Origin of the sequence: Stappia sp. TSB10P1A, from assembly GCF_900185725.1 — a bacterium.
GTDB lineage: Bacteria > Pseudomonadota > Alphaproteobacteria > Rhizobiales > Stappiaceae > Stappia.
In genome coordinates this window covers 25,935-42,413 of record NZ_FYAU01000007.1, presented here as the reverse complement: position 1 = coordinate 42,413, position 16,479 = coordinate 25,935, and the positions used below count along the sequence as shown (strand labels likewise).

The following is a 16,479-nucleotide window of genomic DNA, read 5'->3' as shown; positions in this document are numbered from 1 at the left end:
ATTTCAGTCAGGCAGACCCATGCGCGCTTTCGACATGAGCCTCTTCACCGAGATCTACCAGGACGTGGAACCGGTCGCGATCATCGGGGCGGGATGCCGCTTCATGGGCGCGGCGGATCCCTTCACCTTCTGGCGGCGGCTTGCCGATGGCGAGGAACTGTCGCGCCGGGTGACCGCGCAGGATCTCGCCGCCGCCGGTCTCGATCCCGCGCTGCTGGAACGAGACGATTTCGTCCCCGTTGCCAGCGTCGTCGACGAGGCCGAGCATTTCGATGCCGGACTGTTCGGCTACTCGCCGGCGGAGGCTGCGACCATCGACCCGCAGCAGCGCCTGTTCCTCGCCTGCTCGCGCGAGGCGCTGGACATGGCAGGGCTGGCGGATTCGGTCGCCGGCACGCGCGTCGGGGTCTTCGGGTCCGCGCGCATGAGCACTTTCATCATGCCGCAGCCGGAAGACGTGCTGTCCGCCGGCCAGTCGCGGACCTTCCAGCGGCTGATCGGCAACGACAAGGACTATCTGGCGACGCGCACCGCCTACAAGCTGGGCCTTATGGGGCCGGCGATGACGGTCCAGACGGCGTGCTCCAGTTCGTTGGTTGCCGTCCATGTCGCTTGCGAGCAATTGCGCAGCGGCGAATGCGATCTGGCGCTGGCCGGCGGGGCGGCGCTGACCTTCCCGATGGCCGCCGGCTATTTCCACCAGCCGGGCATGATCTTCTCGCCCGACGGGACTTGCCGGCCCTTCGATGCGGAAGCCTCCGGTACCTTCATCGGCAATGGCGTCGGCGTCGTGCTGCTGAAGCCGTTGCGCCGGGCGCTGGAGGACGGCGACGGCATCCTCGCGGTCATCCGCGGATCGGCGGTCAACAATGACGGCACCGACAAGGCCGGCTTCACCGCGCCCTCGCTTGCTGGACAGCGGGCGGTGATCGAGGAGGCGATGGCGCTGGCCGGCGTCACCTCGGACCGCATCGGCATGGTGGAGACGCACGGGACCGCCACGCCGCTCGGCGACCCGATCGAGCTCAATGCGCTGGCCGAGGCCTTCGGACGCGACACGCCGCGTCATCATCCTTGTGCGCTCGGCGCGCTCAAGGCGAATACCGGGCATCTCGACACCGCCGCCGGCATCGGCGCGCTGATCAAGGCCGCCTTCAGCGTGCGCACCGGGCTGATCGCGCCGTGCCTGCATTTTCGCAAGCCCAATCCGGCGCTGGAAATCGACGCAACGCCCTTCATCGTGCCGCAGGCCCTGCAGGCCTGGCCGGAAGGACCGAGGATCGCCGGCGTCAGCTCCTTCGGCATCGGCGGGACCAATTGCCATGTCATCGTCGAGGACCTGCCCGAACCGCTGAAGCCGGCGCCGCGCAAGGCCGAAGGACCCTTGCGGCTCGCCCTCGCGGCGCCGGACCTGCCGGCGCTGCGTGTCCTGTCGCAAGCCCATGCGGATCTGCTGCTGGAAGGCGCCTATCAGGGCGAGCTGCCGCGGTATTGCGACATGCTCGTCCGCCAGCACTCCGGCGCAGGGGGCATGCGGCTGGAGATCGGCGGCGGAGACGGGCTGGCTCTTGCCCGCACACTGTCGCTGTTTGCCGAGACCGGCGGCGAGGACGAGGCCTTCGCGCGGTCGAGCGACGCGGCGGCGTCATTCTGGCGTGCCGGTTTGATGGAGGCACAGCCGCCCGCCGGCCCCGCCGGGCCGCGCGTGGTCGCCCCCATCGCCCCGCGCATTGGCGGCCGCATTGCCCGGCCGGGCGCGCAAGGTCAACGGGGGGACGGCTGGCGCGAACTGATCGCCAGTCTCGGCGAGGCTTCGCGGCTGCGCGCGGCCGAGCATGACTGGTCGTCGCTCGACGCGGAAGGCGCGGCCGTCGCGCGCCTGCACGCCATCCATGTCGCCCATGCCTTCGACAGGCTCGGCGTCTTCGCCGGTGGTGTCTGGCGCTCGGTGGAGGAGGCGATGGCGGCGGGCGGCATCCTTCCGCACTACGCCCAGCTCACCGCCCGGCTGCTGCGCGATCTCGTGAACGAAGGCGTTCTGCAACGGGAGGGGGACAGGTTCGGCGTCCTGAAGGCGCCGCCGATGGACGAGGCGGAGCCGCTTCTCGCGGACATGGCTGCGCGCGGCTACCGGCGCCTGACCGGCATGGTCGCCCGCGTCGGTCCGCAGCTGGCGCAGATGCTGACCGGCGCGGTGGATGCGGTGTCGCTGGTGTTCCCGTCCGCTGCCATGGATGACGTGGAGGACATGTACGAGCGCCAGCGCGACAGCGTCTTCCTCAACGATCTCGCCGCCGACGCGGTCGCGGCCGTCGTGGAAGCGCTGCCGGCCGACAAGCCCCTGCGCGTCCTGGAAATCGGCGCGGGCACCGGCGGTACGACCTCGTCGCTGCTGCCGGTCCTGCCGGCGCGGCGGACCCGCTACACTTTCACCGATATCGGGCCGCTGTTCCTGCGCAAGGCGCGCGACAAGTTCGCCGCCTTTCCGTTCCTCGACTTCGCGACGCTGGACATCGAGAAGGACCTTGCCGCCCAGGGCTTCGAGCCGGGCGTCTACGATCTCGTGGTGGCGGCCAACGTGCTGCATAACGGCCGCGACCTGACAAGGGTTCTCGCCGATGTGCGCCGCCTGCTGGCGCCGGGCGGTGTCCTCCTGATGCGTGAGATTTCGCAGCCAAAGCCCTTGTTCGACTTCGTTTTCGGGCCACTGGTGCCGGTGCTCGACGACATCGAGGCGCGCGGCGGCGAACTGTTCCCCTCGCTTGCCCGCTGGGGGACGTTCCTCACCGAGGCGGGATGGTCCGACTGGTCGTCCTTCCCGCCGCCGGAGCAGAAGGACGGCGCCATCGGCGAGAGCATTCTTCTTGCCCGGAACGGAGCGCCGCCTGCGCATTCGGCGTCCGTGCTCGCCAGGCGCCAGCCGGAGACGGTGCCCGTCACCGATGCAGCGGGCCTGCTTGCCGACCTTGCCGCGCGGGCCGGCGACGGGTTCTGGCGGTTCGAAGGCGTGCAGCTTGCGCCGGCCGGAACACCGCAGGCCGCGCGTTGGATCACTGCCTCCGATGAGCTCGCCCTTGCGACGGAAGAGGGCGCGCGCCTTATCACGGCAAGGCCCGTCCCGTTTGCCGGCGCTGCGCTGCCGCCCCTGCCTCAGGAGGGCGCGGCAATCGTTGTCGGCCCGCTTGCCGAGCTTTTGCGCCCGGCGCTTGCAGAACTGGCCGGGCAGGGCCCGCTTGTCGTCGATGCGGTCAGCGGTACGTGCGGGCAACTGTCGGACGCGCGCCTTTCCGTCAGGACGCGCCAGGACGGCGGGCTGGACCTCGCCGTCTTCGACACATCGGACTGGCCGGCTCTGTGGATCGACAATCTCCGCAAGGGTCGGCCGGCCGCCGCCGCGACGCGCCCCCAACTCTGCCATTGGCGCTGGGAGGCTGCCAACTCCCGCGCGTCTGCGGGGCGTGTCGCGGCGGTGATCTCGCGTGCCTCCGGGTTTTTCGTACCGCCGGGACTGTCCGCCGGCGACACATGCCTCGTCGATCTCGCGGATGTCGATGAGGGGTTGTCCCTTGCTATCCTCCATGCCGGCCTTGCCGAACTCATTCGCGAGGCCTCGCAGGCAGGGTGCCGGCTCGTGCTGCTGACGCACGGGGCGCTGGCCGTCGTTCCCTGGGACCGGCCGAAAGCGCCGTTGCTGGCCGGCATTGCAGGCCTCGTGCGGGTTGCCGCTCAGGAATATCCGGATCTGGCGGTGCGGCTCGTCGACGACGATGGCAGTCACGCAGATGCCGCGCTGCATCGGGCCTGCCTCGTCGAGGACGGCGAGGCGGTTGCCGCATTGCGCCGGGGGCGGCGTTTCGTGCCCCGTCTGGTAGTGGAGGATGGTGCTGCAGCACCGCTCGGCATCGAACGGGACGGTATTCACCTCCTGCTTGGGGGCCTTGCGCCGATGGCCCTGGCGACGGCCGAATGGCTCGCCGGAAAAGGCGCGCGCAGCATCCGCCTCGTTGCGCGCCGCGCTCCGTCGGACGTCGAGGCCGCCCGGATCGCCGCGCTGACCGCCGCCGGGGTCGAGGTGACCGTGGACAGCGAGGTGGACCTGACGGAAGAGAACCATCTCGACCGTCTGTTCGCCGGCATCGAGGGGCGGGGACTTGCCTCGCTCTTCCACTTCGCCGGGCACCTTGACGACAGGCCGCTCGCGGCTCTCGATGCGGCGGCGCTGGAGCGGGTGCTGGCGCCCAAGCTGCGGCCGGCCGAAGCCCTGTGCCGGCATCTTGCGCGCCTTGCGCCTGCGCGTGTGGTCTTTGCCTCCTCGGCTGCGACCGTCTTCGGGCCGGCAGGCCAGGCGGCCCATGCCATTGCCAACGCCGCCCTGGAGGGGCTGGCGGCGGCCTTGCGCGCGGACGGGGTCGCCGCGACCGCCCTTGCCTGGGGATACTGGCAGGATGGGCGCGCGGAACGGGAACAGCTCGCACGGGACCTCGCCGGCCGGGGCATGTTGACGCTCACGCCGGCCGAAGCGTTGGCGCTGATGGAGACGGCGCTGCAGCGGGGGCATGCGGTGGCAAGCCCGCTGCATGTCGACTGGCAGGCGTTGACGGGCGCCGCCGGCGGACGCCTGCCGCCGGCCCTGTCGCGAATGGCGCCGGCCGCACCGGCCCGCGAACCGGCGCCTGCGCATGGGGATGCTGTCGAACCTCTCGGCGTCGAGACCTGGCTTGTCGAACGGCTGGCGAGCCTGCTCGCTCTTCCGCGCGAGCGGATCGACATGCAGGCAAGCCTGCTGTCGCTGGGTGTCGATTCCCTGATGATGCTGGAACTGGCGCAGGCGGTGAAGGGCGAGCTCGGGCTCGATCTTTCCGCAGGCTTCGCCCTTCAGGATCATACGCCGGCCTCGCTCGCGAAGCATTTGCGCGAGGCGGGCGGCCAGATGCCGGCGGCGGCCGGAGCGGACCTCGAGAGCATCGTCAGGACGCTGATTGCCGACCTCCTGTCGCTTCCCTTGGATGCGGTGCACCCCGAGAGCCGGCTGATCGACCTTGGGCTCGACTCGCTGCTGTTCCTCGATCTTGCCGAAAGGCTCGCCGCCGAAACCGGGCTGCGGCTGTCGGGCGAGGCGGCCATGCGCTTCGACACGGTCGCCGCACTGGTGGAGGGAATCCGGGCGCAAGGCGGTTTGCGGGAGGACGCCGAGGCGGGATCTCTTCGTGCAGCGCTCGCGGAACTGTCTGCCAGTCGCCAAGGACTTGCACTCGCGAATGGTGATCTCGCACCGGTGCCAGCGCGCCCGGGCATGAGCTGGCTGCTGTCGCCGCTGCAACGGGCGTGGTGGCTGGGCCGGCGGAGCGATGTGCCGCTCGGCGGCACGGCCCGGCACATGTATGTGGAATACGACAAGGAGACGGCGAGTTTCGACCTCGACGCCTTCGAGCGCGCCTGGGCCCGTTTCGTCCACCGCCACCCGGCCCTGCGCATGTCGATCGATGGCGAGGGCAGGGCGGTGCTTGCCGAGGTCGGGCCGGTTCCTCCGATCGTCCGCGAGGACCTTTCCGACCTGCCCGATGCGGAGCGGGGGGAGCGGCTCACGGACACCCGCCGGCGCATGAGCGCACAGGCCTTCGACCTTGCTGCCTGGCCGTTCTTCGAATGGCGTGCCTCGCTGCTGCCGGAGGGCCGCATTCGGCTGCATTTCGACATCGACACGACCTTCCTCGATATCGAGAGCTTCCAGGTGATGCTGCGCGAGCTTGGCCGCCATGTGGCCGATCCTGAGCGGGAACTGCCGCGGCTTGGCTTTTCGGCCACTGACTACATGAGCGGGATGGCACTGCTGGGCGAGACGAAGGCCTCTGCCGTGGCGCGCAAGGCGGCCGGCGAGCGCCTTGCGGCCTTGCCGCCGGCGCCCGACCTGCCGCTTGCCGCGCTGCCCGAAACGCTGCCGCCGCGGTTCGCCATCGAACGCCGGGCGCTCGACCGCGCCTCCTGGCTTTCGGTTCGCGATGCGGCGGCCGGCCGGGGCGTGTCCGGCACGGCGCTGGTGCTTGCAGCCTTCGCCGCTGGTTTGCGCGGATGGTCGGCGGACACGCAGCGGTTCTCCCTGCAACTCGCCTACCCCGACCGCAAGCCGCTGCATGCGGAAGCTATGAACATCGCCTGCGAGGCGAGCGCGGCGATGGCGGTGCCGTTCGACTTCTCAAGGGTGACGACCTTCGGCGATCTCATGCAGCGGACCGAGGACGCGATCCGCGAGAACCTGTCGCCGCTGCTGTGCGGAGGGCTTGCCGAGGCGAATGCGGCGCAGGACCTGCCGACGCTGATGTTCCCGGTGGCGATGACGTCGTTGCTCGGCGTGCGGCAGGCCTATGCGCTGCCGGAAAGCGCCGACCCGCTGCTCGGCATGCCAGCTTACGAATACGCCGCCCAGCCGCAGGTTGCGCTGCATTTCCAGGTCCTGGAGGAGGAGCGCGAGCTGCTGTGCAACATCGACGAGCTCGCCGGCCTGTTTCCGCAAGGGCTTGCTGCCTCCGTCTTCGACACCGTGCTGGCGATCCTGTCGAGAGGCGAGGAGGCCTGGTCGCTGCCGCTGGCGGATCTGGTCGGCACCAGCAAACCACCGGCTGGCGAGTTCGGCCTGCGCGCCTGGCTGGGAGGTATCGGTCATGGCGGGTGAGGTGCTGAACGTCGTCGTCTGCGGCACCTGCTTCGGCGAGCATTATCTTGCCGCGATCGCAAGGCTCGGCGGGGATGTCCGGCTGGCCGGTATCCTGGCGCGGGGCGGGGCGCGCTCGCGTGCGCTTGCTGCGCATCTCGCCGTGCCGCTCTACCGGGAGGTTGCAGATCTGCCGGCCGATATCGACGTGGCCTGCGTCGTGGTCCGCACCACGCTGTTCGGCGGCGACGGCACCCGCCTTGCCGAGGCATTGCTGAAGCGCGGCATTCACGTGCTGCAGGAACATCCCGTCCATCCGGGAGAGGTAGCCTCGCTGCGCCGGCATGCGGAAGCCGCGGGCGTGCGCTATCACGTCAACAGCTTCTACCCGCATCTGCCGGCGTTCCGGCACTTCATCGCCTATGCGAGCGCGGCGGGCGAACGGGCGCCGGCGGCCTTTGCGGAAGTCACCACCAGTCCGCAGCTACTGTATTCGGCGCTCGACAGCCTGGGGCGCAGCCTCGGCTCGCTGGTCGGGCTCGAATGCATCGGGCCTCTGGTTCCGCCGTCCGAGGCCTTGCCGTTCCATGCTTTCCAGGGGCGGGTCGGCGGCGTTCCCTTCTCCTTGATGCTGCAATCCTGGCTCGACCCGTCCGACCCGGACCATCACTCGCTGGTCATGCACCGCATGGCAGTCGGCTGGCCGGAAGGGACCGTCAATCTGGTCAACAGTTTCGGCCCGGTCGTATGGAGCCACTCGCTCTATGCGCCCGACTACCGGCAGGACGGGGAGGCGAGCTCCTATCTGCTGTCGCCGGAGCGCCATGCCGGCTGTCGCCACTTCACGCAGCCGAGCGCCCATGTGCTGGGCTCGCCCGCCGGCGCGCCGTTCTGGGACGTGGTGCATGCCGAGTTCCCCGAGGCCATCGGCCATGCGCTCGCCGAGCTGCGCCGTGCCATCGAAACGCCGGGCAGCGTGCACTGGCAGTCGGACGCCTATCTCGCCGACCTCGGCAAGGCCTGGCTGACCGTGCTGCGCCAGGCCGGGCCTCCGCACGAACGCGCCATGCCCGTGCCGCCGCCGCCGCATCCCGATCCCGTCGATTTTGCAAGGACCCTTACCGATGCCGACTGAACCGGCCGCAGACCGTACGCGCCGCGCCTATTCCGCCCTCGACGACGCTTTCGTTCAAGCCGGGCTGGACGGGCATGCGCATTTCCTCAATTGGGGCTACGAGCCCGTTCCCGGTCTTGCCGATGGTGCCGTGCCCGGTCTTGCGCAACCGGGTGCCAACGACGCCTGCGAGCGTCTCGTCGCCGAACTGCTGGGGCCCCTCTCGCTCGACGGCCTGAGGGTCGCGGACATCGGCTGCGGTCGTGGCGGCGCGCTGGACGTCGTGACGCGGCACTACCGTCCGCTCTTCGCGGTCGGCCTCGATCTCAGCGCCGACAACATCGCCGGCGCCCGACGGTTGCTCTCCGGGCGGCGTGTGCGCCTGCAGGTGGCCGATGCCTGTGCCGTGCCACTGGCTGACGGCAGCCAGGATGTTGTCCTCAACCTGGAATCTTCCGGCGCCTATCCGGACATGGGTGCCTTCCTGCGCCATGTCCGCCGCGTGCTGGCGCCCGGCGGGCTGTTCCTGCATGGCGATCTCTGGCCTGCGGAACTCGTCGGCCCGTTCATCGAGACGATGGAGGAGATGGGCTTCGTCCTGGAGAGCCTGCGCGACGTGACGCGGCAGGTCTGCCGCGCGCGAGACCGGATGCCCGCCGGGCTGATGGCGCGCCTTGCCGGCAGCAGGGGAGCGGTAGAGGTCCAGGACTATTTCGCGGCTCCCGGATCGGCGATGTACGACTGCCTCGACCGCGGCTCCATCGCCTATCTGCTCTGCCGCTGGCGGCGCGGCGAGGGCGGGCTCGCAGGTGTGGATACGGGGCAGCTCGAAAAGCGCGCGGCGCGGATCGAAGCGCTGCTGGACGAGGCGCGTGCGTCTCTCGCCGAGCGCGCCGACTGGTTTCCGTTCGGCGGTCCAAGATGTGGAGCCGACGTCAATATCCTGGCCTTTCCCCATGCGGTGGCTGGCGCCTCGGCCTTCAAGAACTGGCAGGCGCAATTCCCACGCGACTGGCAGGTGTCGCCGGTTCAGCTTCCCGGCCGCGAGGGACGGATCGCCGAGCCTCCCTTCACCACGCTGTCGGCGGCGGTCGAGGCGCTGCTGCCGAGAGTGAGACCCTATCGCGAGACGCCGCTCGTTCTCGTCGGCTGGAGCCTCGGCAGCAAGATCGCCTTCGAACTGGCGCACCGGCTGGAGCAGGAGGGCACCTGCCAACCGTCGCTGGTGGTCGCGGGCGTATGTCCCGGCCCGCACCAGCCCTTGCCGGACCTGCGCAGCTACTTCGGGGAGGACGGCATGGAAACCCGGCTGCGGCTGCTCGGCGGCACGCCGGAAAACATCCTGTCGAGCGGCGAGATGCTGTCGGCGCTGCAGACGACGATGGAGGGCGACACGGCGATGGCCGCCAGCTATCGCAGTGAGGCGGTGATCCACGCGCCGATGCTGGCGCTGTCCGCCACGCAGGACGACCTCGTCTCAAAGGAGGCCGTGGAAAGCTGGCGGCCGCGCACCGCTGGCGGCTTCACCCATCGCCGGCTCGAGGGCGGGCATTTCATGGCGCGCGACGATGCGCCTGCCGTCGCGGATGCGGTGCGTGAGGCCGTGGCCGCGCAGCTCAGCCAGGGCCTTCGGCCGGTGGAGGTCGCATGATGAACGCACCCCTTCGCGTCGCTCCCGCCTGGTTCCCCTTCGGCCTGCCGGACGGGCGAGGACGGGCGGTGCTTTTTGCTTTCCACCATGCCGGTGGAGCCGCATCCTTCTTTCATGGCTGGCGGGATCATCCGCTGCTTGCCGATATCGATGTCTGCCCGGTCGAACTGCCCGGTCGCGGACGTCGCTTTTCGGAAGCCGCCAGCACCGGTGTCGACGGGGTGCTGGCCGGGCTCGTGCCTGCGTTATGCAGCGCCGTCCCGGCCGGTCGCCCCGTAATCCTTTTCGGGCACAGCCTCGGCGCCCTCGTCGCCTTCGAGGCGGGGCTGGTGCTGCAGGCGCGCGGCCTGCCTCCATCGGCTTTCATCGCCTCGGCCCGCCGGGCGCCGCAGTTGCCGACGCCGCGTCCGTGGCGCCACTCGATGTCCGACGCGATGCTGGTCGGCGAGTTGCGCCGGTTGGGCGGCACCAGCGACGAGGTGCTGGAAAGCGAGGAACTGCTGGAGCTGTTCCTGCCGGCGATCCGGGCGGACTTCGCGCTGACCGAAACCTATGCCTTGCGGGCGGGCTCGCGGATCGGCTGCCCCGTTCTGGCCCTGCGCGGCGAGGACGACCCGGAAGTGTCGGCGGCCGACGTCGATGCCTGGGAAGCGGTCTGCGGATCCCGGTTCGCGCGGGCGGATCTGTCGGGCGATCACTTCTACCTCTCCGAGCCATCGGTGCTTGCCGACGTCCTCGCGCGGCTGCGCCGCCATGCGGGATTGGCGTGACATGCGGGCAACGGTTCGCACGAGGGACACGAAAGGCCCTGATCGGGGCTGAAGCAGGGCCGATCCGGGTGGCAGACCTTGCGAGGGGCAATTAAGGCCGAACTGTGGTCGGGGTAAGCACTTCATGACATCGCATCCGCGCGCTTCAGGCGCCTTCACCTTCAGGATCGTCAGCCTGTTCATCGGGCTCTACGCGGCGCAGGCCATCACCGGCAGCCTCGTGCAGACCGGTCTTCCGACCGTGCTGCGGGAGGAGGGGATGGGGCTCGACCGCATCGGCCTGCTGTCGCTGCTGTTCCTGCCCTGGGCGCTGAAATTCCTGTGGGCGCCGCTGGTCGACCGCTTCTGCGTCGTCCGCCTCGGCCGCCGGCGGTCCTGGCTGCTGCTGTGCCAGGCACTGATCGTGACGAGCTTCGCGGTGCTGTCGCTGCTGTCGCCGGCCGGGCACTTCGAACTGATGCTCTGCGTTCTGCTGGCCGTTGCCGTCTTCGCGGCGACCCAGGACATCGCCACCGATGCGCTGGCGGTCGAGGCGGTCGACGAAAGCCGCCGCGCCACCGTCAGCAGCGCCGGGGTCTTCGGCGGCTATGTCGGGTTCCTTCTCGGCGTCGGGGCGTGGCTGCCGGTCTATGCCGCCTTCGGCTGGCAGGCCTCGATGCTGTTCATGGCGGGCGTCGTCGCGGTGCTGACGATCCCGGCCGTCGCAGCGCGGGGGATCGAGGCCGGCGCGCCGGTGCCGGTTGCGGCGGGGCTGTCGCGTCCGCGCCTGTCGGCGTCGTTCCGCAGGATGGAGTATCGCCGCGGCCTCGGCTTCATGCTGGTCTACCAGTCGGGCCTGCGGCTCGGCATCGCCTTGATCGGGCCGTTCCTGGTCGATGCCGGGCTGACGCTTGCCGAGATCGGCTGGCTCAAGGGAGCGGGCGGCGCCGCCGCCGGGCTCGCCGCCGCGCTGGCGATGATGGCGGTGCTGCGGCGTCCTTCCGCGCGTGCCCTGATGCTCGCCGCCCTCGCCAACGCGACGCTGTTCCTGGCGCTCGCGGGCGTGTGGAGCGGTATCGTCCCCAAGGATCTCGTCGCGCCGCTGATCCTGGCCCAGTCCGCCGCCGCGGCGACGTCGATGATCGCGCTTTACGCTGTGATGATCGGCTGGTGCTCGCCGCGTCAGGCCGGCACCGATTTCGCCCTGCTGCAGAGCGCCGACGCGGTGATGGCCATCGCCTTCGGCATTGCCGCCGGCTTCATCGGCCAGACCTTCGGGCATGCTGCCGTCTTTGCCCTTGCCGCTGTTCTGCTTCTCGTCGGTGCGGGTCTCGCCCGGCGCCTCTCGATTGCTTCGGAACCGCCTCTGTCTGTCGACGGGGCGCTGGAAATACAAGGAAATCAACAATGAGAAGCCGTGCTCTGCTGGGTGTTTCCTTCGTCGCGCTGATCGCCGTCCTGCGACCGTTCCCTTCGCACGCCCAGGAGGGTGCCGCGTCCGGCGAACCGACGGCGCTTCCCCGCATTCTCGTCTCGGCCACCAAGCGCTTGCAGGAGGCCTTCGAGGCGATCGGCGAGATCGCGACCGTTGAAGCGGATGAACTCGAGGAGCGCGGTTTCACCACCATCGACCGGATCGACCGGGTGTTCCCGGACGTGCTGGTCCGTCAGCGTTCGAGCCGGGCCTATTCCGGCATCACCGTGCGCGGCCAGTCGTCCGTCGACTTCTACAATCCGGCGACCCAGCTCTATGTCGACGGGCTGCCGCAGGATCAGGCGCTGTTCAGCCAGTTGCTGCCGCAAACCCTGGAGCGGGTCGAACTGCTCTACGGCCCGCAGGGCACGCTCTATGGCCGCAACGCCATCGGCGGCGTGATCAACGTCGTCACCCGCAAGCCGGGCAACGACTATTTCCTCAGCCCGGTCCTGAACGTGACCAATCTCGGCGCGCTTGGCGGCGTCGCCTTCGGCGGCGCGCTGATCGAGGACGTGCTCTACGGCGACGCCTGGTTCAGCGCCGAACACGAGGACGGCGAGATGCGCGACATGTTCACCGGTGAGCGCACCGGCGACAGCGAGACGCTGGCCGGCCAGGCCCGCCTGCGCTACGCCCCCGTCGGCAGCCCGCTCGACATCATGCTCTCCTACGGCCGCAGCCAGCGCACGTCCGACGAGGAACGTTTCGTGATGCAGTCGATGCTGGACAGCCGCATCTCGCTGCCGGTGCCCTCGCACTACGAATTGACGACGGACAGCTACGGCCTGACCGCCTCCTACGACCTGGGTCCGGCGACGATCACCGCGCTGACCGGCTATCAGGACCGCTCGCTGCTGCGGACGATCTTCGGTTCCTACACGCCCGAATGGCAGAAGACGTTCAACCAGGAACTGCGCATCGCCTCCAACCCGGAGGAGGGCGCGATGTTCGACTATGTCGCCGGCCTCTACTTCCAGGATCTCGACTTCCGCCGCGAGGTGCCGGCCGCAACCCTCGCCTCGCATCAGGAAATCCGCTCCTACGCGGCCTTCGGCGAAGTCACCTGGCATGCGAGCGAGCGGATCGACCTGACCGGCGGACTGCGCTTCGATTATGAGCAGGTCGATGCCGCCACGACGCTGGCCGGTATCCGGCAGACCAACAGCGCCAATTTCTCGGCGCTCTCGCCCAAGGTGGGCGCCAGCTACAAGGTCACCGACGATGTGCTCGTCTACGCGCTGTTCAGCACGGGCTTCAAGGCCGGCGGCTTCACACGCGCGGTGACCCCGGCCAATATCGGCTTCTCCTATCAGCCGCAGCACAGCTACAACTATGAGGCCGGCATCAAGGCGGGTCTGTTCGACGACACGCTGGAGCTTGGCTCCTCCGTCTATTTCACGATGACGGACGACTACCAGCTTTCCGTCGGCCCGGTCACCGGCCAGTATCTGCAGAATGTCGGCAAGGTGGAGAGCAAGGGCGTCAGCCTGACGGCCCGCTGGCAGCCGGTGCAGCCGTTCTCGCTGTCGGGCGGGATTGCCTTCAACGACACCTATTTCAGCCGCTACCGGAACCCCGCCAATCCGGGCGTCAACCTCACCGGCAACAAGGTGCCCTACGCGCCGGATGTCACGGCCAACCTGACCGCGGCCTATACGTTCGGCCTGCCGGGCGACTTCGGCGACCTGACCGCGCGCGCCGGCGTCTCCTATGTCGGCAAGACCTGGTTCGACGAAGCCAACACCGTGGGGCAGGGCGCCTACGCGCTGTTCGACGCAGGGGTGTCGTGGAAGCATGGCGAGAATGTCGTCGCCGACTTCTACGTCGATAACATCGCCGACAAGACCTATACGGTCTATGGGTTCGATGCGAGCTCCAGCGGCTTCGGCAATGTCTACCAACTGGGCAAGGGCCGCACCATCGGCGGCCGCCTCAAGATCACCTTCTGAGGCGGCAGGCATGCGGATCCTGATCTCCGGCGCCGGCCCGGCGGGCCTTGCGCTTGCCAACTGCCTGCTCGACGCCGGCATGGCGCCGGTCATCGTCGAGAAGGCACCAGCGCTGCGCACCGCCGGCTATGCGGTCGGCCTGCATCTTGGCGGCTGGGAGGTCGCCGAGCGGCTCGGCCTGATCGATGCCCTGAAGGCGCGAGCCATCTCGATCCAGCAGGCCGACTATCGGGACGCGCGAGGCCGCAAGCTGTTCTCCTACAATTATCGCCATCTGTCGGCGGCCTGCGGCGAGCGCATGCTGATGATCCTGCGCGATGCCTTGCAGGAGGTTCTGGTCGAGCGACTGGCGGGCCGGGTGCCGATCCGCTATGGCACCACCATCACCGCCCTTGCCGATAAGGGCGAGGCGGTGGAGGTGGGGTTCTCGGACGGGTCGAGCGAGCATTTCGACCTTGTGGTGGCGGCTGACGGCTATCGCAGCGGCGTGCGGGAACTGCAGTTTGGCCCGCATTCGGAGTTTCTGAAACCGCTCGGCTATCGCAGCGCCGCGTGGCGCTTGCCCTCGTCGCAGGCGATGGACTGCGACTATGCAGCCTTCATGGATATCGACCTGCAGGCCGGTCTCTACCAGGTCGGCGACGGCACGGTGTCGACCTTGTTCTGCTGGCGCGACGAGGAGATCTCCCGCGTGCCGGCGGAGGAACGCACCGCCCGGATCGCCAGTCGCTTCTCGCATTGGCCGGCGCTGGTGTCCGACACGTTCCGCAATGGCGTCGACTGGTCGGACGGGTTCTTCGACACGATCTGCCAGGTCGAGGTGCCGCAATGGTCGCGCGGCCGGGTGGTTCTGATTGGCGATGCGGCGCATTGCATGACCTTCCTGTCGGGGCAGGGCACCTCCACGGCCGTCGTCGGGGCCTATGTGCTGGCGGCCGAACTGGCGTCGCGGCCGCCGGCCGAGGCGCTGGCTGCCTATGAGGCGCGGCTGCGCCCCGTGGCGACGAGGCTGCAGAAGCAGTCGGAGAAGATCGGCGGGCATTACGTGCCGCGCAGCCGCTTCGGCCTTGCGGTCCAGTCCTGGGTCATTCCGGCCCTCATGCGCCCTCCATTGGTGCGTCTGATGGCCCGCAAGATGGAAGCGTCCTCGCTCTCGATTGCGTGAGGACCTGCCCGCACGTGTTCGGCTACCAGCACCATCTTGCGATTTTCTGCAGGAGTGCAATCGACCCTTTACCCGTCGACAGCTGAAGTTCTTTGTTTGCTGACTTGACCCCAATCGACAATGATCGTCGTCGAAGCATAGGTACGCCGATAAAAGCACAACTCAACATGTGGGATCATTGAGTCTGTTCCCTACGCTGCTGTGCCAAATAATTCTCCAAGGAGCGCCGTGTCCATCTGGAGCAGCGTGGCGTGAAGAGGGGAGGGCGGTCGCAAGTAATGATGATTGCACGCCCGCGCAACCAGAATACCTAATCAAAATCAACGTTTCAGACGAAAGCCCCGATCCTCACGGACGGGGCTTTTGGCGTTTCTGGTGCAGATTTAGAACAAAGCATGAACTGAGGAGGCTCTGCCGGATGCACCGCCTCAGCCTGTTCGACATTGAGGACATCGACACGCCCGACGCCGACTGGCGGGGCGTTGTGATCGGTGCCCCGGGGGCAGTTCGCTTCGGCCGGCCAATGATAATCGGCCACTGATAATCGGCCATTGTCACGGCAGTTGGACCGCCTCTTCACCGCCGCCCTCGACATCGAGGTGTGAAAAGGTTCTGGTCCCCTTTAAAGACTGAGGATGCCCAAGGCTGTGGCTTCATCGGTAACGAGGATGCTGGCAAGGCGGGACTGGAGCATGGCGTGGATGGCCTCGATTTTTTCCGGGCCGCCTCCCACACAGATGCGCTCGGGCACGTTGCACATTTCCTCCTCGTCCATGGTGATGTGCCGTTCATCGAACTCGCTGATCACGATCTCTCCATCGCGATTGAAGAAATAGCCGGAGGCGAAGCCGACCGCGCCAAGGTCGAGATAGCACTGGATTTCCTCCTGGGTCATGAAACCGCCCTGCACCAACAGGGTGGGGCCGGTCAACTGGGTCACGCCAAAAAGGATCTTGCTGCAGTGTCGCAGCATTTCGAAATGCTCGCGTATGGCCGGTTCCGCCATGAGGATATCTTTCACGTGCGGTGACGACACCACGCCCGGCGCATGCAGGTTGACGGCGCGAGCATTCAGCTTTGCTGCGATGTTGGACGTGCACAGAACCGGTGAGAAGTCGAAGGTCGCCGCAGAACTGCCGGTGGTCTGGGCGACTGTGATACCCGGGAAGCGGCCTGGGGTCAGGGTGCGGGACAGGCTCAGCACAGTGCGGCCCCAGGCAACGCCGATAGTGTCGTCCGGCTGCAGGCGGGTTTCCAGAACCCGGGCGCCAAGCTGGCCGATCAGCTCTGTCAGCGGCGCGGCCCCGCCCGCATGCGGCAGCAGATAGCACTCGTTGAGCCCCGTCTTTTCGCACAGCTTCTGCGCCATCTCGATCCGCGCCATGCGGGTCGGGTCGATGGCGATTGTCACAACGCCCTCATCCTTGGCCCGTTGCAGCAGATTGAACACCGAAGCGCGGGATATGCGCAGCTCCTCGGCAATCTGGTCCTGCTTGTAGCCCTGCTCATAGTAGAGCCAAGCCGCCCACAGCACCTCGTCCATGGCGAATTGCGAGGGCACTGCCCGTCGTGGTGCGCCGCCGCGGACCTCCGCCGTGCTCTTCCCCTGATTGTACTTCTTCGACATGCAGGCTCCTTCCGTCCTGAGCCGTCCTTGGCAGATTTTCGCGCCGGTTTCCATTGTTTAGAGCGGCCTCCCGCATTTTTTGGCATATGCCACATAAT

At 68.2% G+C, this 16,479-nt stretch carries 8 protein-coding genes; 7 read left to right on the top strand and 1 reads right to left on the bottom strand.

Annotation, left to right across the window (positions count from 1 at the left end; genetic code table 11):
• Positions 1–19 precede the first annotated feature (19 nt).
• The 7 genes from TSB10P1A_RS01465 (at position 20) to TSB10P1A_RS01435 (ending at position 14,754) form a co-directional block, all read left to right on the top strand.
• Positions 20–6,670 (top strand): beta-ketoacyl synthase N-terminal-like domain-containing protein, encoded by a 6,651-nt coding sequence (locus TSB10P1A_RS01465; protein ID WP_186386132.1) that lies wholly within the window; start codon positions 20–22, stop codon positions 6,668–6,670.
• On the top strand, positions 6,660–7,784 hold the full coding sequence (locus tag TSB10P1A_RS01460; RefSeq protein WP_186386131.1) for a Gfo/Idh/MocA family oxidoreductase: 1,125 nt from the start codon (positions 6,660–6,662) through the stop codon (positions 7,782–7,784). The genes TSB10P1A_RS01465 and TSB10P1A_RS01460 overlap by 11 nt, the downstream gene beginning before the upstream one ends.
• Entirely contained in the window at positions 7,774–9,414 is a 1,641-nt protein-coding gene (locus TSB10P1A_RS01455; RefSeq protein WP_186386130.1) for an alpha/beta fold hydrolase, read from the top strand. Before TSB10P1A_RS01460 ends, TSB10P1A_RS01455 begins: the two co-directional genes overlap by 11 nt.
• Positions 9,414–10,184 carry a thioesterase II family protein gene (locus tag TSB10P1A_RS01450; RefSeq protein WP_186386129.1) on the top strand — a complete coding sequence of 257 codons (771 nt, stop codon included), beginning with the start codon at positions 9,414–9,416 and terminating at the stop codon, positions 10,182–10,184. Before TSB10P1A_RS01455 ends, TSB10P1A_RS01450 begins: the two co-directional genes overlap by 1 nt.
• Before the next feature lie 124 nt (positions 10,185–10,308).
• Entirely contained in the window at positions 10,309–11,574 is a 1,266-nt protein-coding gene (locus TSB10P1A_RS01445; RefSeq protein ID WP_186386128.1) for an MFS transporter, read from the top strand.
• Complete coding sequence (locus tag TSB10P1A_RS01440) at positions 11,571–13,589, top strand: TonB-dependent receptor (RefSeq protein ID WP_186386127.1); 2,019 nt, start codon at positions 11,571–11,573, stop codon at positions 13,587–13,589. The genes TSB10P1A_RS01445 and TSB10P1A_RS01440 overlap by 4 nt, the downstream gene beginning before the upstream one ends.
• A gap of 10 nt (positions 13,590–13,599) precedes the next feature.
• Entirely contained in the window at positions 13,600–14,754 is a 1,155-nt protein-coding gene (locus tag TSB10P1A_RS01435) for an FAD-dependent monooxygenase (protein ID WP_186386126.1), read from the top strand.
• A 622-nt stretch (positions 14,755–15,376) separates the two neighbouring features.
• Here the strand turns inward: TSB10P1A_RS01435 and TSB10P1A_RS01430 are convergent.
• Positions 15,377–16,381 carry a sugar-binding transcriptional regulator gene (locus tag TSB10P1A_RS01430; RefSeq protein ID WP_186386125.1) on the bottom strand — a complete coding sequence of 335 codons (1,005 nt, stop codon included), beginning with the start codon at positions 16,379–16,381 and terminating at the stop codon, positions 15,377–15,379.
• Positions 16,382–16,479: the final 98 nt, after the last annotated feature.